20 protein-coding genes are annotated in these 18548 nt (G+C 71.9%); 9 read left to right on the top strand and 11 right to left on the bottom strand.

The genetic code is table 11. The features are described from left to right. Window positions 1-4: 4 nt before the first annotated feature. Window positions 5-1024 carry a hypothetical protein gene (locus ACXJKF_RS15140; RefSeq protein ID WP_456788536.1) on the bottom strand — a complete coding sequence of 340 codons (1020 nt, stop codon included), beginning with the start codon at window positions 1022-1024 and terminating at the stop codon, window positions 5-7. A 101-nt stretch (window positions 1025-1125) separates the two neighbouring features. Here ACXJKF_RS15140 and ACXJKF_RS15145 point away from each other — a divergent pair, with 101 nt between their 5' ends. Beyond that, window positions 1126-1719: a TetR/AcrR family transcriptional regulator gene (locus ACXJKF_RS15145; RefSeq protein WP_456788537.1), complete on the top strand. Its 594-nt coding sequence runs from the start codon at window positions 1126-1128 to the stop codon at window positions 1717-1719. Here the strand turns inward: ACXJKF_RS15145 and ACXJKF_RS15150 are convergent, their stop codons facing one another. The 4 genes from ACXJKF_RS15150 to gatC all read right to left on the bottom strand — a co-directional run bounded on the left by ACXJKF_RS15150 (window position 1720) and on the right by gatC (window position 5688). Then, a complete protein-coding gene (locus tag ACXJKF_RS15150; protein WP_456788538.1) occupies window positions 1720-2265 on the bottom strand; it encodes a GNAT family N-acetyltransferase in 546 nt (181 codons plus the stop codon). Window positions 2266-2387: 122 nt separating this feature from the next. Beyond that, window positions 2388-3884 carry an Asp-tRNA(Asn)/Glu-tRNA(Gln) amidotransferase subunit GatB gene (gene gatB / locus ACXJKF_RS15155; protein WP_456788539.1) on the bottom strand — a complete coding sequence of 499 codons (1497 nt, stop codon included), beginning with the start codon at window positions 3882-3884 and terminating at the stop codon, window positions 2388-2390. Further along, complete coding sequence (gene gatA / locus ACXJKF_RS15160) at window positions 3881-5392, bottom strand: Asp-tRNA(Asn)/Glu-tRNA(Gln) amidotransferase subunit GatA (RefSeq protein WP_456788540.1); 1512 nt, start codon at window positions 5390-5392, stop codon at window positions 3881-3883. Before gatA ends, gatB begins: the two co-directional genes overlap by 4 nt. After that, on the bottom strand, window positions 5389-5688 hold the full coding sequence (gene gatC, locus ACXJKF_RS15165) for an Asp-tRNA(Asn)/Glu-tRNA(Gln) amidotransferase subunit GatC (RefSeq protein ID WP_456788541.1): 300 nt from the start codon (window positions 5686-5688) through the stop codon (window positions 5389-5391). Before gatC ends, gatA begins: the two co-directional genes overlap by 4 nt. 253 nt (window positions 5689-5941) lie before the next feature. Between gatC and ACXJKF_RS15170 the strand changes: the two genes are divergently transcribed. Both ACXJKF_RS15170 and ACXJKF_RS15175 read left to right on the top strand, forming a co-directional pair. Next, window positions 5942-6109, top strand: coding sequence for a hypothetical protein (locus ACXJKF_RS15170; RefSeq protein WP_456788542.1), 168 nt, complete (start codon window positions 5942-5944; stop codon window positions 6107-6109). Window positions 6110-6114: 5 nt separating this feature from the next. Next, window positions 6115-6870: a PH domain-containing protein gene (locus tag ACXJKF_RS15175; RefSeq protein ID WP_456788543.1), complete on the top strand. Its 756-nt coding sequence runs from the start codon at window positions 6115-6117 to the stop codon at window positions 6868-6870. Between the two features lie 5 nt (window positions 6871-6875). Here the strand turns inward: ACXJKF_RS15175 and ACXJKF_RS15180 are convergent, their stop codons facing one another. From ACXJKF_RS15180 to ACXJKF_RS15205, 6 genes are all read right to left on the bottom strand, one after another. Further along, the gene (locus tag ACXJKF_RS15180; RefSeq protein ID WP_456788544.1) at window positions 6876-7289 is read right to left on the bottom strand and encodes a pilus assembly protein CpaE; all 414 of its coding nucleotides are present in this window, start codon (window positions 7287-7289) and stop codon (window positions 6876-6878) included. A 192-nt stretch (window positions 7290-7481) separates the two neighbouring features. Next, window positions 7482-8483 (bottom strand): sugar phosphate isomerase/epimerase family protein, encoded by a 1002-nt coding sequence (locus ACXJKF_RS15185; protein WP_456788545.1) that lies wholly within the window; start codon window positions 8481-8483, stop codon window positions 7482-7484. A gap of 1 nt (window position 8484) precedes the next feature. Continuing rightward, a complete protein-coding gene (locus tag ACXJKF_RS15190; RefSeq protein WP_456788582.1) occupies window positions 8485-9627 on the bottom strand; it encodes a Gfo/Idh/MocA family protein in 1143 nt (380 codons plus the stop codon). Window positions 9628-9743: 116 nt separating this feature from the next. Further along, window positions 9744-10793, bottom strand: coding sequence for a substrate-binding domain-containing protein (locus ACXJKF_RS15195; RefSeq protein WP_456788546.1), 1050 nt, complete (start codon window positions 10791-10793; stop codon window positions 9744-9746). An 87-nt stretch (window positions 10794-10880) separates the two neighbouring features. Beyond that, window positions 10881-11930 (bottom strand): ABC transporter permease, encoded by a 1050-nt coding sequence (locus ACXJKF_RS15200; RefSeq protein ID WP_456788547.1) that lies wholly within the window; start codon window positions 11928-11930, stop codon window positions 10881-10883. Next, on the bottom strand, window positions 11927-13411 hold the full coding sequence (locus tag ACXJKF_RS15205) for a sugar ABC transporter ATP-binding protein (protein WP_456788548.1): 1485 nt from the start codon (window positions 13409-13411) through the stop codon (window positions 11927-11929). Before ACXJKF_RS15205 ends, ACXJKF_RS15200 begins: the two co-directional genes overlap by 4 nt. Before the next feature lie 150 nt (window positions 13412-13561). Here ACXJKF_RS15205 and ACXJKF_RS15210 point away from each other — a divergent pair, with 150 nt between their 5' ends. The 6 genes from ACXJKF_RS15210 to ACXJKF_RS15235 all read left to right on the top strand — a co-directional run bounded on the left by ACXJKF_RS15210 (window position 13562) and on the right by ACXJKF_RS15235 (window position 18489). Further along, window positions 13562-14731, top strand: a complete 1170-nt coding sequence (locus ACXJKF_RS15210) for an ROK family protein (protein ID WP_456788549.1) — start codon at window positions 13562-13564, stop codon at window positions 14729-14731. 11 nt (window positions 14732-14742) lie between these two features. Continuing rightward, window positions 14743-15399, top strand: a complete 657-nt coding sequence (locus ACXJKF_RS15215; protein ID WP_456788550.1) for a ThuA domain-containing protein — start codon at window positions 14743-14745, stop codon at window positions 15397-15399. Between the two features lie 284 nt (window positions 15400-15683). Continuing rightward, window positions 15684-15977 carry a thiamine-binding protein gene (locus tag ACXJKF_RS15220; protein ID WP_456788551.1) on the top strand — a complete coding sequence of 98 codons (294 nt, stop codon included), beginning with the start codon at window positions 15684-15686 and terminating at the stop codon, window positions 15975-15977. A gap of 4 nt (window positions 15978-15981) precedes the next feature. Next, the gene (locus ACXJKF_RS15225; RefSeq protein WP_456788552.1) at window positions 15982-16764 is read left to right on the top strand and encodes an ABC transporter permease; all 783 of its coding nucleotides are present in this window, start codon (window positions 15982-15984) and stop codon (window positions 16762-16764) included. After that, the gene (locus tag ACXJKF_RS15230; RefSeq protein WP_456788553.1) at window positions 16761-17750 is read left to right on the top strand and encodes an ABC transporter substrate-binding protein; all 990 of its coding nucleotides are present in this window, start codon (window positions 16761-16763) and stop codon (window positions 17748-17750) included. Before ACXJKF_RS15225 ends, ACXJKF_RS15230 begins: the two co-directional genes overlap by 4 nt. Next, entirely contained in the window at window positions 17728-18489 is a 762-nt protein-coding gene (locus ACXJKF_RS15235) for an ABC transporter ATP-binding protein (protein WP_456788554.1), read from the top strand. Before ACXJKF_RS15230 ends, ACXJKF_RS15235 begins: the two co-directional genes overlap by 23 nt. Window positions 18490-18548: the final 59 nt, after the last annotated feature.

Below are 18548 nucleotides of genomic sequence, written 5' to 3' on the forward strand. Positions count from 1 at the left end.
CGGGTCAGCGGCTCGCCGTCGCGTCCTGAAGCACCAGGGCGTCGTCCTGGGACGCCTCCTCGATCGCCGCGCGCGACGCGGCGCCCGTGTCACGGAAGTGGCCGACGGTCGCCAGCAGCAGGCCGAGGAGCGCCCACGACGCGAGCGCGACCCAGAGCTGCGTCGTGGCTGCCCCCGGGAAGTACGACTCGTCGCGCAGGAGCGCGGCGGCGGCACCCGGGGGCAGCCACTGCCCGACCGCTCCCCACGGCGCCGGCAGCATCTGCCACGGCTGCGCGGCGGACGCGATCGGGTTGGCGATCAGGAGGAAGAGCACCGGGCCGATCGCGATGCCGGGACGTCCCACGATGGACACGACGCCGACGATCACGCCGCCGATGGCCAGGATCGCCAGGCCGATGATGCCGGCGTTCACCCAGTACGAGCCGGCGAGCGCGCCGAACCAGCCCTGGAGCACCCCGGCGACCGCGAGCCCGCCGAGGGCGGCGTACGCGGTGACGGCGGTGACCCGACGCCAGACGCCCACGACCGTGACCGAGATGGCGATGCCGCCGATCATCCCGCCGATGACCAGCGGGAACGTGACGGCCCCGAGGATGGCGCCGCGGGGGTCGCCCGCCAGGAGCGGGGCGAGCTCGGTCACCGTGACGGGGACGCCCAGCTGAGCCTGCAGGGCCGGGGCGAGCGCCGTGAGCTGCTGCGCGACCAGCGGGCTGCCGCCGGAGGCGACGAGGATCTCGGGCTGCTCGCCCAGCACGAGGGCGCCGTAGGCCTCCCGGGTCTCGACGAGGTCGACGGCGGCGGCGCGGTCGGCGGCGGGGATCACCTCGAACGCACCGGGCGCGCGCTCGTCGAGCCCCTGCGCGACCGGTGCGACCGCGGCGGCGGGACCGGCGACGGCGACGGGCAGGTCGCGCGGCTCGGACGTCACCGCCGGCCAGAGGAAGGCGAGCACCAGGACGGTGAGGACGGCGACCAGGCCGGCACCCATGCCGAGCAGGTGGCGCCACGGGGTGTGCAGCATGACGAGATCCTCTCGTAAACCGAACGTTCGTTCTTGTAGCCCCAGCGAACTCCTGCGCGCCGCGCTTGTCAAGAACGATCATTCGTTTTTATGCTGCACGGGTGCCCAAGGTCACCGAGGAGTACCGCGTCGCCCGCCGCGACGAGATCGCCGAGGCGGCCCTGCGCGCCTTCCGCCGCAAGGGGTTCCAGGCCACGTCGATGGCCGAGATCATCGCCGAGTCCGGCCTGTCCGCGGGCGCGATCTACGGGCACTACGCCAGCAAGGACGCGATCATCGTCGACGTCGCCTCCCGCGTCGTCGGCAACCGGATCCTCGACGTCGAGCGCCTCGCGCGCACCGAGCCGCTCGCCCCGCCGCCCACCCTCCCCCGCGTCCTGATCGGCGGCATGCTCCGCGCGATCGGCAACCCGGCGATCATGCTGCAGCTGTGGGGCGAGGGCGTCACGGACCCCGCGGTGCGCGCCGTCGCCCACGACGTGATCGTCCGGCTGCGCGGCGCCCTCGCCGAGTACACGTCCCTGTGGCACCAGCGCACGCACGGCACCCCGCCCGACGAGGCCGACGTCCTCGCCGCCGAACAGGCGCCGCTGCTGATCTCCGCCGTGCAGGGGTTCGTCGTCCAGTCGGCGATCGTGCCGGACTTCGACACCGAGGCGTACCTGGCCGCCGTCGAGAAGTACCTGCCCCGCTAGTCAGTCCAGCTGGCTCGCGCGGTACTCGTCCTCGAGCAGCGCCATGATGATCGCGTCGCAGTACCCGTCGCCGTCCCGGTAGGCGTCGCGCTTGCGGCCCTCGACCCGGAAGCCGAGGTTCTCGTAGAGGGACTTCGCCCGGGCGTTGATGCTCAGCACGTCGAGCTCCACCCGGTGCAGCGCCAGGCCGTCGAACGCCAGCCCGAGGATCAGCTGGATCGCCTCCGTGCCGTACCCGCGCCCGCGGTAGCCCGGACGCATCGCGAGGCGCAGGTTGGCGGAGCGGACGACGTCGTCGATCTCGTTGAGCACGATCTCGCCGAGGTACTCGTCGGACCCGTTCGCGGTCACCGCCAGGTCGATCCGGCCGTCGACCGAGGAGATCGTCGCGCACCAGTCGTCGATCTGCTGGCGCGTGAACACCTGCGTCGTGCCCGTGAGGCGGTTGCCCTCGGCGTCGTTGACCGACTCCCACAGGGCGTCCGCGTCGCTCGCCCGCAGGGGTCGGAGCACGATCATCTCGCCCTGGAGCGTGGGCTTCTCCATCGAATGCCTCCTCGTCCCTCCGCAACCAGTGACGCACGCTACGGCTCGGGTATGGCCGGGACGTTACCGGCGGATCACGGACAGCGGCAGGCGCCCCGCCGCGTGGACGGGGCGCCTGCCGGTCAGCCTGAGATCCGCTCCAGCAGCAGCTCGCGGACGCGACCGGCGTCGGCCTGCCCACGGGTGGCCTTCATGACCGCCCCGATGATCGCGCCGACCGGGCCGAGGTTGCCCGAGCGGATCTTCTCCGCGATGTCCGGCTGGGCGGCCAGGGCGGCGTCGATGGCCTCCAGCAGCGGGCCGTCGTCGGACACGACCTCCAGGCCGCGCGCGACGAGCACCGCCTCCGGGTCGCCCTCGCCGGCGAGCACGCCCTCGAGGACCTGCCGGGCCAGCTTGTCGTTGATCCGGCCGTCGTCGACGAGCTTCTGCAGCTGCCCGATCTGGGTCRGCGTCACGGGCAGCTCGGCCAGCTCGACCTCCTGCTGCTTGGCGGTGCGGGCCAGCTCGCCCATCCACCACTTGCGGGCGGCGGCCGGGCTGGCGCCCGCGGCGATCGTCGTCTCGATGAGCTCGACGGCGCCGGCGTTGACGACGTCACGCATCTCGGCGTCGGCGTACTCCCACTCCCCCTGCAGCCGGCGGCGGCGGGCGGCGGGCAGCTCGGGCAGTCCGGCGCGGATCTCCTCGACCCACGCGCGGTCCGGGGCGATCGGCACCAGGTCGGGCTCCGGGAAGTACCGGTAGTCCTCGGCGTCCGACTTCACGCGGCCCGACGCGGTGGTCCCGGTGTCCTCGTGCCAGTGGCGCGTCTCCTGGATGATCGCGATGCCGTCGTCGAGGACACCCGCCTGGCGGCTGACCTCGTAGCGCACGGCCCGCTCGACCGACCGGAACGAGTTCACGTTCTTGGTCTCGGTGCGGGTGCCCAGCGGGCTGTCTGCCGAGGGCCGGATCGACACGTTCACGTCCGCACGCACGTTGCCGCGCTCCATGCGGGCCTCGGAGACCTCCAGCGCCCGGAAGAGGTCGCGCAGGGTCTGCACGTACGCGCGGGCCACCTCGGGCGCCCGCGCGCCGGCGCCGGTGATCGGCTTGGTGACGATCTCCACCAGCGGGATGCCCGCGCGGTTGTAGTCGACGAGGGAGTACTCGGCGCCGTGGATGCGCCCGTCGGAGCCGCCGATGTGCGTGTTCTTGCCGGCATCCTCCTCCATGTGCGCACGCTCGATCTCGACGCGGAAGATGCTGCCGTCGTCCAGCTCGACGTCGACCCAGCCCTCGTACGCGATGGGCTCGTCGTACTGCGAGGTCTGGAAGTTCTTGGGCACGTCCGGGTAGAAGTAGTTCTTCCGGGCGAACCGGCAGGTCTCGGCGATCGAGCAGTTCAGCGCCAGCCCGATGCGGATCGCGTACTCCACCGCGACCCCGTTGACCACCGGCAGGGACCCGGGCAGACCGAGCGAGACCGGCGTGACGGAGGTGTTCGGCTCCTCGCCGAACCCGGCCGGTGCGCCGTCGAACATCTTGGTCTTCGTGCCCAGCTCGACGTGCACCTCGATGCCGATGACCGTGTCGTAGCGCGCGACGGCGTCGTCGTAGTCCACCAGCGTGCTCATCGTCCGACCTCCAGCTCAGGAGCCTTGAGCAGCAGCGGCCCGCCCCACTCGTTCTCCAGCAGGGCCTCGAGTGCGGCCCCCACCCGGTACAGCCGGTCGTCGGCCTTGGCCGGGGCCAGCACCTGGAACCCGACGGGCAGCCCGTCGTCGGACAGGCCGCTCGGCAGCGAGAGGCCCGGCACGCCCGCCAGGTTGGCCGGGATGGTCGCGACGTCGTTGAGGTACATCGCCAGCGGGTCGTCCAGCTTCTCGCCCAGCTTGAACGCCGTGGTCGGCGCGGTCGGGGAGACCAGCACGTCAGCCTGCTCGAACGCGGCGGTGAAGTCGCGCTGGATGAGCGTGCGGACCTTCTGCGCCGAGCCGTAGTAGGCGTCGTAGTAGCCCGCCGACAGGGCGTAGGTGCCCAGGATGATCCGGCGCTTGACCTCGTCGCCGAAGCCCTGCCCGCGCGTGGCGGACATGACGCGCTCCGCGGTCGGGTTGTCCTCCGGGACGACGCGCAGGCCGAAGCGCATGCCGTCGAACTTGGCAAGGTTGCTGGACGCCTCCGCCGGGAGGATCAGGTAGTACGCCGCGAGCGCGTACGTGAAGTGCGGGCAGGAGACCTCGACGATCTGGGCCCCCGCGCCGCGCAGCAGCTCGAGCGACTCCTCGAACCGCGCGAGCACGCCGGGCTGGTAGCCCTCGCCCTGCAGCTCGCGGATGACGCCGACCCGCACACCGGTCAGGTCGGCCGTCGCGCCCTGCTGGGCGGCGGCGACGAGAGCGGGCAGCGGCTCGTCGATCGACGTCGAGTCGCGCGGGTCGTGGCCGCCGATGAGCTCGTGCAGCAGCGCGGAGTCCAGGACGGTGCGCGTGACGGGACCGGCCTGGTCGAGCGACGACGCGAGCGCGATGAGCCCGTAGCGGGACACCCCGCCGTAGGTGGGCTTGACGCCGACCGTGCCGGTGACGGCGGCGGGCTGGCGGATGGAGCCGCCCGTGTCCGTGCCGATCGCCAGCGGAGCCTCGTACGCGGCGACCGCCGCGGCCGACCCGCCACCGGAGCCGCCGGGGATGCGGTCGAGGTCCCACGGGTTGTGCGTGTTGCCGTACGCGGAGTGCTCCGTGGACGACCCCATGGCGAACTCGTCCATGTTGGTCTTGCCCAGGATCGGCAGCCCGGCCGCCTTGAGCTTCTCGACGAGCGTCGCGTCGTAGGGCGGGATCCAGCCCTCGAGGATCTTCGAGCCCGCGGTGGTCTCCAGGCCCTTGGTGACGACGACGTCCTTGACGGCGATCGGCACCCCGGCGAGCGCGTGCAGGGACTCCCCCGCGGCGCGACGCGCGTCGACGTCAGCCGCCGCCGCGAGCGCGGCCTCGCTGCTGACCTGCAGGAACGCGTGGACGGCACCGTCCACGTCGGCGATCCGGTCGAGGTGCGCCTGCGTCGCCTCGACGCTGGACACCTCCTTCGCGGCGAGCTTCTCGGCAAGCGCGGCGGCAGAGATTCGCGTCAGGTCGCTCACGCGTCCTCCCCCAGGATCTGCGGGACCGCGAACTTGCCGTCGATGTGCTCCGGCGCGGACGCCAGCACCAGGGCGCGGTCGACCGGCTCCACGGGCACGTCGGGGCGGAACACGTTGGTCAGCGGCAGGGGGTGGCTGGTGGCCGGCACGTCGGGCGTGGCGATCTCGCTCACGCGGGCGACCGACTCGACGATGACGTCGAGCTCGCCCGCGAGGCGGTCGAGCTCTGCCTCGGTGAGGTCGATCCGTGCCAGGCCCGCCACGCGCGCGACCTCGTCGCGAGAGAGGGTGGACATGGGTCGGAGTCTAGACGTTTGGTATGCCTGCCCACGCGGGCGAGCACAGCAACGAGTCCCGCTCCCGGTGTGTGCTCCCCCGCTGGGCGCCGTCCGGTAAGTACGCTTTGCCGAGACTGGTGGTGCTGGCCGGCCCTGCCCCCGGGTMGATCCGCCGCCTTGTCCCCGACCGTGCTGCCCGCAAGAACGCGCTCCCCCCCGACCTTGCCCTGACCACGCCCGCGCCACCCGACGACGCCCTGCGAGGACCCCCATGCCGCCGAAGATCAAGACCGCTCTCTTCTGGATCATCGCGATCTTCCTCGTGTACGCCATCGTGACGAGCCCGGACCGTGCCGCCGACCTCGTGAAGGCCCTCTGGGACCTCATCGTCAACGCGTTCACCAGCTTCGCGACGTTCTTCCGCAACCTGACCGAGTGACGTCCATGAACACCGTCGAGCAGACTCTCGCGGGGCACCGGACCCTGCGGAAGTACGTGCTGCCCGGCGAGCGGGTGGTGCTGACCCGCCGGTCCCACTGGGGCAAGCTCGCGGAGCCCGCCCTGAGCACGTTCGTCGGGTTCGTGGTCGTGGCGTGGCTCGTCGAGGTGGCCTCCAGCGCCGTGGGCGAGCGCTCGGAGTGGCTCTGGTGGCTGTGGGTCGCCGTGCTGGTGCGGCTCGTGTGGAGGGTGCTGGACTGGCGCAACGAGTGGTTCGTCGCCACCGACAAGCGCATGCTGCTGCTCTACGGGCTCATCACCAAGAAGGTCTCGATGATGCCGCTGGTCAAGGTCACGGACATGCGGTACTCGCGGTCGATCACCGGCCGGGTCCTCGGCTACGGCGAGTTCCTCATGGAGTCCGCCGGCCAGGACCAGGCGCTGAGCCGCATCTCCTGGGTGGCCAACCCCGACTCCACCTACCGCGAGCTGTGCGCGATCATCTTCACGCCGACGCAGGCGCCCCCGGCAGCGCAGAACCGGCCGCCCTCCGTCGCCGTGCGACGCCCGACGCCTGCCGGCCCGGTGGTCGCCGACCGCGGCGTCGCGTGGCCGCCCCTGCACGAGGTGCGCCCGGACGACACCCAGCCGATCAGCATCCCGCCGCGGCGACCCGCCGGCGACGACGACCCGGGGTGGGCCGTGTCGGGCGAGCGCGGCACGTTCGTCCCTGTGCAGGAGCCGGACCGCTACGACGACTGACCGGTTCAGACCCGGTCGACCGCCGCGCTGACCAGCGCGAGCAGCGCCTGGGCGTATGCGTCGGGTGCGTCGTCGGCGGTGAACACGCGCTCCGGCTGGCCCGACAGCTCGACGAGCACCTGGTACCGGCCGTCGGTGGACCGCGCCAGGCTCCGGAACGTCCGGCCGAGCAGCTCGCGCAGCTGGTCCTCGCGCGGCAGCCACAGTGCGTCCTCCTGCGCGACGGAGTCGAGCGCCCACTCCGTCGTGCCGTTGAACCCGAGCACGGTGCCGGTGGGGTACTCGTGCGGCTCGACCACCATGTCCGAGATCGTGAACACCTGGTCGGCGAGCGTCCGGACCGCGAACCGGTCCCCGGGTCCCGGGCGCCAGCGCAGGCCTGCGGAGTGGAGCTGTTCGGCACGGGAGATGCTGATCATCTGGTCAGTATCTCCCCGGCCCAGCGCCTCCGCCCTGCCACCAGCCAGCCTGGCGAGGCCACCGCGCCCGACGACGGCGGCGGCGACGGCGTCGGCGACGGCGACGGTGCCGCTCGGCTCGTGGTGGTCGCCGACGCCGTCTCGTTCGACGGGCGAGCCCCACCCGGACGTCTGTCGGGGTGGGGCCCTTATTCAGCGCGTGCTGAACGCCGCGTCGAACGCCGCCGTCGGCGGGTCGAACGCGTTGCGCTTCACGAACTCCAGCGCCTCGGGCGCACCGAGCAGCCGGTCCATCCCGGCGTCCTCCCACTCGACCGAGATGGGCCCGTCGTACCCGATCGAGTTGAGCGCCCGGAACGACGCCTCCCACGGCACGTCGCCGCGGCCGGTGGACACGAAGTCCCACCCGCGCCGCAGGTCCGCCCACGCCAGGTGCGAGCCCAGCCGCCCGTTGCGACCGTTGCCGAGGCGGAGCTTCACGTCCTTGCAGTCCACGTGGTAGATCCGGTCGCGGAACTCGAGGATGAAGTCGACCGGGTCCAGCTGCTGCCAGATGAAGTGGCTCGGGTCCCAGTTCAGGCCGAACGCCTCGCGGTGCCCGATCGCCTCCAGGGTGCGCACGGTCGTCCAGTAGTCGTACGCGATCTCGCTCGGGTGGACCTCGTGCGCGAACCGCACCCCGACCTCGTCGAAGACGTCGAGGATCGGGTTCCACCGGTCGGCGAAGTCCTGGTAGCCGGCGTCGACGGCTTCCTGGGAGACCGGCGGGAACATCGCGACGTACTTCCAGATGCTCGAACCGGTGAACCCGACGACCGTCTTCACGCCCAGCTTCGCGGCGATCCGCGCGGTGTGCTTCATCTCCTCGGCCGCCCGCTGCCGGACGCCCTCGGGGTCGCCGTCGCCCCAGACGCGGTCGGACAGGATGTCGCGGTGCCGCTGGTCGATGGGGTCGTCGCAGACGGCCTGGCCCTTGAGGTGGTTGGAGATCGCGTAGACCTTCAGGCCGTACTGCTCAAGCAGCGCGAGCTTGCCGGCGACGTACTCGTCGTCGTCCCAGCGCCACGGGTCCAGGTGGTCGCCCCAGCAGGCGATCTCCAGTCCGTCGTAGCCCCACCCGGCGGCCAGTCGTGCGACCTCCTCGAACGGCAGGTCCGCCCACTGGCCGGTGAACAGGGTGATCGGTCGCGCCATGTCAGCTCTCCTTGTGCACAGAGGTCCAGATGCTGTCGTTCGCCGCCGACTGCTCCACAGCGGCCAGCACGCGTTGCACGACGAGCCCGTCGGCGAAGCTGGGCACGGGCTGCCGCTGCTCGGCGATCGCCGTGATGAGGTCCACCGCCTGGTGCGTGAACGCGTGCTCGTACCCGAGGCCGTGCCCCGGCGGCCACCAGGCCGCCACGTAGGCGTGCTCGGGCTCGGTCACGACTATCCGCCGGAACCCCGCCTCGGGTGCAGGCTGCGTCGCGTCGAAGTAGTGCAGGACGTTCATGTCCTCGAAGTCGAACGCGAGCGACCCGTGCGACCCGTTGATCTCCAGGCGGATCGCGTTCTTGCGGCCCCACGCGAACCGGGTGGCCTCGAACGTCGCCAGTCCCCCGCCGGACATCCGGCCGAGGAAGATCGCGGCGTCGTCCACCGTCACGGGGCCCGTCTCCGCACCCGCGATGCCGTGCAGACCGCTGTGCTCCGACGCGACCGGACGCTCCTTCACGAACGTCTCCAGCACCGCCGAGACGCCCGTGACGGACTCCCCGGTGACGAACTGGGCGAGGTCGACGATGTGGGCGCCGATGTCCCCGAGCGCCCCGGAGCCGGCCTTCTGCTTGTCGAGGCGCCACGACAGCGGCGCCTGCGGATCGGCGATCCAGTCCTGCAGGTACTGCGCACGCACGTGGCGGACGGTGCCGATCCGGCCGTCCGCGACGAGCGAGCGGGCGAGCTGGATGGCGGGGACGCGACGGTAGGTGAAGCCGACCATCGCGAGACCGGTGCTCGCCTGCGCCGCCCGGACCATCGCCTCGGCCTCCTGCACCGAGTTGGCCAGCGGCTTCTCGCACAGCACGTGCTTGCCGGCCTCGAGCGCCGCGATCGCGATCTCGGCGTGCGTGTCGCCCGGCGTGCAGATGTCGACCAGATCGATGTCGTCGCGGGAGACCAGCGCCTTCCAGTCGGTCTCCGTGCTGGACCAGCCCAGCTTGGTCGCCGCGGCCGTGACCGCGGCCTCGTCGCGACCTGCGACCGCGGCCAGGTCCGGCCGCAGCGGCAGGTCGAAGAACCGGGGGGCGTTGCGCCAGGCCTGCGAGTGCGCGACCCCCATGAACGCGTACCCGACCATGCCGATGCCCAGGCGTGGGACTGCTTCTGTCACGGCTCCTCCTCGCGGCCCGTGCCCCGGGCGGGTTCCCTGCGGAGGGGAACCCGCCCGGCTCGGTGAAGATGGGCTGCTGACTGTCAGGACTCGAAGGCCGTCGGCAGGTACTGGTCGACGTTCTCCTTGGTCACCACGGGTGCGTAGAGCTGCACCACGCGGGGCACCTCGACCTCGACCAGGTCGCTCATCGACTTGCCCTGGACCAGGAGGCGGGCCAGCTTGATGCCGTCCGCGGCCTGCGTGGAGGGGTAGATGACCGTCGCCTTGAGCACCGTGTCGTCAGCCTTGATGGCCTCCATGACGTTCTTCGAGCCGGCGCCGCCGACCATGAAGAACTCGTCGCGGCCGGCGCTGTCGATGGCCGCCAGGACGCCGACGCCCTGGTCGTCGTCGTGGTTCCAGATGGCGTCGAGCTGCGGAGCGGCCTGCAGCAGGTTGGCCGCCGCGGCCTCGCCGCCCTGGACCGTGAAGTCCGCCGCCACGCGGTTGCTGACCTTGAGACCGCACTGGCCGAGCGCGTCCTCGAAGCCCTGGCTGCGGTCCTGCGTCAGGGGCAGGGAGTCGATGCCGGCGATCTCGGCGACCTTGGCGTCGGGCTTGCCGCCCAGCTCGCCGCAGATGTACGCGCCGGCGCTCACGCCCATGCCGTAGTTGTCGCCGAGCACCGTGGTGCGCGCGGCGTTCGGGTCGTCGAACTCGCGGTCGACGTTGATGACGACGATCCCTGCGTCCATCGCCTTGGTCGCGACCTCGGTGAGCGCCGCGCCGTCGAACGGCAGCAGCACGATGGCGTCGACCTTGTCGTTGATGAACTGCTCGATCTGGCTGATCTGCACGTTCACGTCGTTGGTGCCCTCGGCCTGGACCAGCTCGACGTCGGAGTACTTGGCGGCCTCGTCGACGGCCGACTTGGTGATGGAGCCCATCCAGCCGTGGTCGGCGGCGGGGGCGGAGAAGCCGATGACGACCTTGTCGCCGGGCTCGTCGTTGCTGCCGGCGGCCGCGGCGGGGGCCTGTGCCTCACCGGTGTCCTCGGCCTCGGGAGTGTTGGACGTGCAGCCGACGACGAGCGCCAGTGCGGCGACGGTCCCCGCGGCGGCGAACCACTTGCGACGCATGGATGTGGACATGACGATCCTCCTTGATCGGTACGGACGTGGTGCAGGGGCGGAGCTGCAAGTCAGGCGGAGTTGCAAGTCAGGCGGAGCTGGTGAAGGTCAGGTTCCGGCGCGGGAGCGCTCGGCGATGCGCTGCTGGAGCAGCACGGCGACGACGATGATCACGCCCTTGGCGATGTTCTGGGCCGAGATTGACAGGTTGTTCTGCGTGAACACGTTGGTCAGCGTGGTGAAGATCAGGACGCCCAGGACGGTGCCGACGATGGTGCCGCGGCCGCCGATGAGCAGGGTGCCGCCGACGACCACGGCGGCGATGGCGTCGAGCTCGTAGAACTGGCCGTTGGTCGAGCTGCCGGCCGTCGTGCGGCCGAGCATCATCAGGCCGCCGATGCCCGCGGTCAGACCGCACAGGGCGTACAGGTACATCGTGTGGCGCTTCACCTTGATGCCCGCGAGCCGGGCGGCCTCGGGGTTGCCACCGACGGCGATGGTGCGGCGCCCGAAGGTGGTCCGGTTGAGCACGATCCAGCCGACGACCGCGACGACCACGAAGATCCAGACCAGCATCGGGATGCCGAGGAAGTCGTCGCGGAAGAAGTCGAGGAACCCCTGGACCTTGACCACCTGCGTCTGGCGGTTGGCGATGATCTCCGCCAGCCCCCGCGCGGCGACGAGCATGGCGAGCGTCGCGATGAACGCGACGACCTTGCCGTAGGCGATGAGCACGCCGTTGACGAGCCCCGCTCCGACGCCGACCAGGAGCGCGCACCCGACCATGACGATCCAGTGCGAGTTCTGCGCCATGGTCTGCGTGGCCAGGGTGGACGCCCAGACCGAGGCGAGGCCGATCACGGAGCCGACGGACAGGTCGATGCCACCGCCCGTGATGACGAAGGTCATCCCGATGCTGATCACGCCGAGCACCGCCGCGAGCCGCAGGATCGTCAGCAGGTTGTCGATGCTGGCGAACCGCTCCCCCGCGGTGATCACCCCGAACGCGCAGATCGCGACCAGGGCGATCACCAGGCCGAGGTTGCGACCCGCGGAGCCCGAGAGGAGGCCGCCGCGCTTCGTGGTCGAGGAGACCTTCTCGACCCGGGAGCTCTCGTCGGCGGCCGGCACGGCTGCCGAGGTGTCCTGCTCGCTCACGCGGCACTTCCTTCCATGACGAGGTCGAGCACACGGTGCTCGTCGATGCCGGCCGCGGGTCCGTCGTGGACCACGCGCCCTTCGGAGATGACCAGGACGCGGTCGGCGAGGCCGATCACCTCCGGGATGTCGCTGGAGACCACCACGACGGCGGCCCCCTGGGCCGCCAGGTCGGCGATCAGCCCGTAGATCTCCGCGCGGGCGCCGACGTCGACGCCGCGGGTGGGCTCATCGAGCAGGAGGACCCGGCAGCCGTGCACGAGCCAGCGCGCGAGCAGGACCTTCTGCTGGTTGCCGCCGGACAGCGTGCGGGCGCTGCGGTCGGGGTCCGACGGGCGCACGTCGAGCGCCTGGATCTGCCCGCGCGCCACCGCGCGCTCGGCGCCCTCGTCGAGGAACGACGCGTTGGCGTTGCGCGTGAAGGTCGAGAGCGTGATGTTGCGGTACACCGGCTCGTCGAGGATCAAGCCCTGGCTCTTGCGCTCCTCGGGGCACAGGCCGATGCCGGCGCCGACCGCGTCGCTCACCGAGCCCGCGCGGAGCTTCTTCTCGGAGACCTGCACGGTGCCGGCGGTCGCCTTGCGCGCCCCGAACACGGTCTCCAGGATCTCGGTGCGACCCGAGCCGACGAGCCCGGCGAGCCCGACGACCTCGCCGGCCCGCACCTCGAACGACACGTCGCTGAACGCTCCGCGCAGCGCGAGCCCGTCGACCTTGAGGATCGTCGCGGCGTCCGGCGCGATGGTGTCGCGGGGCGGGATGGCGAACTCGACGTTGCGGCCCGTCATGAGCTTGATGAGCTCCGCGGTCGGTGTCTGGGCGACCGGCAGCCCCGTCGCGACGGTCCGGCCGTCCTTGAGCACGGTGATCCGGTCGCCGATCTGCCGGATCTCGTCGAGGCGGTGRGAGATGTAGACGACGGCCACGCCCGACGCGGTGAGCTCGCGGACCACGCGGAAGAGGTTGGTGACCTCCTCCGCGTCGAGGACCGCTGACGGCTCGTCCATGACGATCACGCGGGCGTCGTGCGACAGGGCGCGCGCCATGCTCACGATCTGCTTGCCGGCGGCCGAGAGCCGGCCGACCTCGCGGTTCGGGGACATGTCGCCGTGGCCGAGGCGCGTGAGCAGCGCCCGGGTGTTGGCGGTCGCCGCGCGGCGCTGGGAGAACCCGCCGGTGGCCAGCTCGTGGCCGAGGTAGATGTTCTCCGCGACGGTGAGGCCGTCGACGACGTCGAGCTCCTGGTACATCGTCGCGATGCCGAGCTTGAGGCCCGCGACCGGGTGCGTGATGGTGACCGGCTGGCCGTCCACGAGGATCTCGCCCTCGGTCGGCTGGTGGGCGCCGGCGAGCACCTTGATGAGGGTGGACTTGCCCGCGCCGTTCTGGCCCAGGAGGCAGTGGACCTCGCCGGCCCGGATCTCCAGGTCGACGCCGTCCAGCGCCCGGGCTCCCGGGAACTGCTTCACGATTCCGCGCATCTGCAGCAGTGGCGGGTCTTCCGTTCGGTCTGCATTGACCATGGGCAGGAACGTAGGACCACTTCTGTCGCCGGTCAAGCAAAAGTCGCAACATGTGTGGCACAGTTACACGAACGTGACCTACAGAAGGCGGAATGGTTCACTGTGCGCATGGACGAGCTACTGAAGTTCGCTCCTCGGCCGACGGGCGCCGGGGACATGTTCCAGCTCCTCCGTGACCGCCAGCCGAGGACCCGGTCCGACCTGGCCACCCTCACCGGGCAAGCGCGTTCCACCATCGCCGCCCGGGTGGACCTCCTGCTGTCCTCCGGGTTCGTCTCACCGGCCGGGGAAGCCAGCTCGACCGGCGGCCGACCGCCCGCCACCTTCGCGTTCAACCCCGCCGCACGCGTCGTGCTGGCCGTGGACCTCGGCGCCACCCACTCGCGCCTCGCGCTGACGGACCTGGTGGGCACGGTGCTGGCCGAGCACCACGAGCCCATCGCGATCGCGGAGGGCCCCGGCCCCGTGCTGGACCGCGTCGTGGAGCTGGGCCTCGAGCTGCTCAGCACCGCCGGACGCCCGCTCAGCGACCTGGTCAGCGTCGGGGTGGGCCTGCCCGGCCCCGTCGAGCACTCGACGGGACGGCCGATCAACCCGCCGATCATGCCGGGCTGGGACGACGCCGACGTGCCCGGGCTCCTGTCCCGCAAGCTGCGCGTCCCCGTGCTCGTGGACAACGACGTCAACGTCATGGCCCTCGGCGAGCACACGTCGCAGTGGCCCGAGGTCGACCACCTGCTGTTCGTCAAGGTGGCGACGGGCATCGGCGCCGGGATCATCTCCGACGGCCGGATCCGCCGCGGCGCCCAGGGGGCGGCGGGCGACCTCGGGCACATCGCCGTCCCGGGCGGGCTCGACCTGCCCTGCCGGTGCGGCAACACCGGCTGCCTCGAGGCGGTCGCCAGCGGACCCGCCATCGCCAACGCGCTGGCGAACGCGGCGACCAGCGCCGACGTCGTCGCGCTCGTACGGTCCGGGGACCTCGACGCCAGCCGCGAGGTGCGCGCCGCGGGGCGGCACATCGGCGAGGTCCTCGCCGCGTGCGTGAGCATGCTGAACCCGTCCGTCATCGTGATCGGCGGCGTCGTGGCCGAGGCCGGGGAGCACCTGCTCGCCGGCATCCGCGAGGTCGTGTACCGCCGGTCCCTGCCCCTGGCCACGCAGCACCTGCGCATCGTCGCGTCGCGCACCAAGGGACGCGCCGGGGTGCTCGGGGCGAGCGCGATGGCCTCCGACCATGTGCTGTCCGCCGCCGCCATCGACGCCCTGATCAGCTAGGAGACCCCGTCGTGACCGAGCAACGTCGAGCCCTCGTCGTCCGCGGCGGGTGGGACGGGCACGCGCCCGAGGAAGCCGTCGACCTGTTCGTGCCGTTCCTGCGCGAGCACGACTTCGACGTCGTCGTCGAGGGCTCGCTCGAGGCCTACGCGGACCCGGACCTCATGGCCGCGACCGACCTCGTGGTCCAGTGCTGGACCATGGGCGACATCCTGGCCGACGAGCTGCGCGGCCTGCGCACCGCCGTCGCCGCCGGCACCGGGTTCGCCGGCTGGCACGGCGGGATCGTCGACTCGTTCCGGGTCGCCACGGACTACCTCCAGCTCGTCGGCGCGCAGTTCGCCGCCCACCCCGGCGGCGCCCTGGTCGAGCACACGATCGCCATCACGGGCGACCACCCGATCGTCGAGGGCGTGCACGACTTCACGCTGCGCTCCGAGCAGTACTGGCTGCTCACCGACCCGCTCAACGACGTGCTGGCGACGACCACGATCACGCCCGGCCCGGACGACCCGTGGCACAGGCCCGTCACGTCCCCCGCCGTCTGGACCCGTCGCTGGGGCGCCGGACGCGTGTTCGTCTGCGCCCCCGGCCACCTCCTGGCCGACCTCGAGGTGCCCGCCGTGCGGACGATCATCGAGCGCGGCCTGCTCTGGGCCGCCCGCTGACCGACCGCAGGGTGAGAAGCGGTCCGCCGCACCCGTCCGGTCCGGGTAGGTTCGTCCTGCCAACGCAGGGGAGCTCGGGACAGCCGGGCTGAGAGGACGAGCCGCGACACCACGGTGTCAGCGCACGTCGACCCGAGAACCTGAACTGGGTAATGCCAGCGGAGGGATGCGCCACCGAGCGCGGCGTGGGCGGTCACCCGGCCGTCGCCGGGCCTCCGTCGTCGTCGTCCCCGGACGGGTGGACCTGTGCTGCGTGCCCGGTCCGACCATCCCGGAGGAACACCGTGCTTGCACAGATCCAGGTCTCTCCCCGCCCGAGCGGGACCGACGACGACCGGTACGCCTACGTCGACGCCGCCATCGCCGTCATCCAGCAGTCCGGCCTCGTGTACGAGGTCGGCGCCATGGGCACCACCCTCCAGGGCACGCCCGACCAGATCTGGCCGCTGCTGCGCGCCGTGCACGAGGCCACCGTGCAGGCGGGCGCGTCGGCCGTCTCCAGCGTGATCAAGGTCGGGCAGGGCAAGGACGACGCCGGTCCGACGATCCAGGACCTCGTGGGCAAGTTCCGGGCCTGACGCCGTGCGCCGCTGGCGTCGCGTCGTCGCACCGACCGTGGCCGGGCTCGTGCTGCTCGTCTGCTGGGAGGTCGGGGTGCGCGTGTCCGACCTCCCGGCGTTCGTCCTGCCTCCGCCGTCGCAGGTCGCCCGCACGGCCGTCGAGGTCGCGCCCCTGCTCGGCACCGACGTCGCCACGACCCTGACGGAGGCCGGTCTCGGGCTGCTCGTCGGGGCCGTCGTCGGGCTGCTGCTCGCCGTGCTCATCGCGGCGTTCCCGGTGGTGTCGGACACGGTCTACCCGCTGGTCACGCTCACCCAGACCGTGCCGACGGTGGTGCTCGCGCCCCTGCTCATCCTGTGGGCCGGGTTCGGGCTGCTGCCCAAGGTCGTGCTCGTCGCACTCACCGCGTTCTTCCCGGTGCTCGTCGCCACCGTGACCGCGATGGCCGCGGTCGACGCGGAGCACGCCGAGATGGTCGCCGGGCTGGGCGGCACGCGCCGGCACCAGTTCTGGCTCGTCCAGCTCCCCGCGTCGGTGCCCGGTGCGCTCGGCGGCCTGCGCGTCGCCGCGACGTACGCGATCGGCGCTGCCGTCGTCGCCGAGTACCTCGCCGGCCAGAGCGGCCTGGGCGTCTTCGTCCAGCGCTCGCGCAAGGGCTACGAGGTCGACCAGATCCTCGTCGCCGTCGCCCTCGTGGCCGTCCTCACCGGCCTGCTGTTCCTGCTCGTCGACGGCCTCGCGCGGCTCGCCACGCCGTGGCAGCGGCCGTCGCTCCCCTCTCGTCCTGGAAGGACCTCCTCGTGAGAACACGTCTCCTCGCCGCTGTCGCGAGCCTCTCGCTGCTCACCGCCTGCACCGCGGTCGCCGCCGACGACCCCGCGCTGCGACCCGTGTCCGTCATCCTCGACTGGACGCCGAACACCAACCACTCCGGCCTCTACCTCGCGCAGTCGCGCGGCTACTTCGCCGACGCGGGGATCGACCTGACGATCGTCGAGCCCGGGGACACGTCCGGCCTGCAGCTGCTCGCGGCCGGGAAGGCCGACTTCGCGTTCTCCGTGGCCGAGGGTCTGGTCCCCGCCCGGGAGCAGGGCGCCGAGGTCGTCTCGGTGGCGACCGTCATCCAGCACAACACGTCGAGCCTGATCTCCCTGACCGAGACCGGTCTGGAACGGCCCCGCGACCTGGCCGGGCACTCCTACGGGTCGTACGGCTCGGAGCTCGAGGAGGCGCTCATCCGCACGCTCGTGGAGTGCGACGGTGGCGACCCGGACGCCGTCGAGCTGACGCCGCTGTCCAGCGACGACTTCCGGATCGGCCTGACGGAGCACCAGTTCGACACCGCCTGGGTGTTCGACGCCTGGGACACCATCCGGCTCGGCGAGATCGACGGCCTGGACTTCTCCACGATCCCGTTCATCGACCACACCGACTGCATCCCCGACTGGTACACGCCCCTGGTCGCGACCTCGCAGCAGCACCTCGACGAGGACCCCGAGCTGGTCCGCGACTTCCTCGCCGCCCTCACGCACGGGTACGAGGACGCCATCGCCGAGCCGCAGGCCGCCGCCGATGCGATCCACTTGGCAGCCCCCGAGATCGACGAGGAGCTGCTCGCACTCAGCGCGCAGTGGCTCGGCCCCCGCTACACCGACGACCCGGAGCACTGGGGCGTCCAGGAGGCGGCGGTGTGGGACGACTTCGTCGGGTTTCTGCAGGACCACGACCTCGCCGACGCGGGGTTCGACACCGACGCGGCGTGGACAGATGACTACCTCCCTGTCGACTGAGGCGCCGACCACGGCAGCCCCGGCGCTCGAGGTCACCGCGCTGACCGTGACGTTCCCCGGCGACGTCGTCGCGCTGCAGGACGTCGACCTGCGGGTGGACGTCGGGGAGTTCGTCGCGGTCGTCGGACCCTCCGGCTGCGGCAAGTCGACGCTGCTGCGCGTCCTGGCGGGACTGACGCCGACCGGGGCGGCGGTGACCGGCGCGACGGCCAGCACCATGTCCGCGGCGTGGATGCCGCAGCGGGACGGGCTCCTGCCGTGGCGGCGAGCACTGCCGAACGCCCTGGTCGGCGCACGGATCGCCGGCCAGGACCGCGCCGTCGCCGAGGCCCGCGCGCGGGAGCTGTTCGACGAGTTCGGTCTGGCAGGGTTCGAGCGTGCCTGGCCGCACGAGCTGTCGGGCGGGATGCGCCAGCGCCTCGCGCTGCTGCGCACCTGCCTGCCCGGACGCCCGGTCCTGCTCCTGGACGAGCCGTTCGGCGCGCTCGACGCGATCACCCGGCGCCGCATGAACGCCTGGCTCGCGAGCCTCGACCTCGCGGGCCACGGGCGCGCGGTCGTGCTGGTGACGCACGACGTCGACGAGGCGCTGCTGCTCGCGGACCGGGTCGTCGTGCTCTCCGACCGCCCGGGTCGCGTGATCCTCGACCTGCCTGTGGCGCAGGGTGGGACGGACGAGGCGAGGCGAGCGCTCCTCAGCGCGCTGGACCCGCCGGCGAGCGCCGACGGGACGGGCTGACGTCCCGTCGGACGGGTCGAGGTCCGACGGGACGGGGGCGTCCGACAGCGACGTCCCGC

This window comes from Cellulomonas sp. P5_C5, from assembly GCF_054049655.1.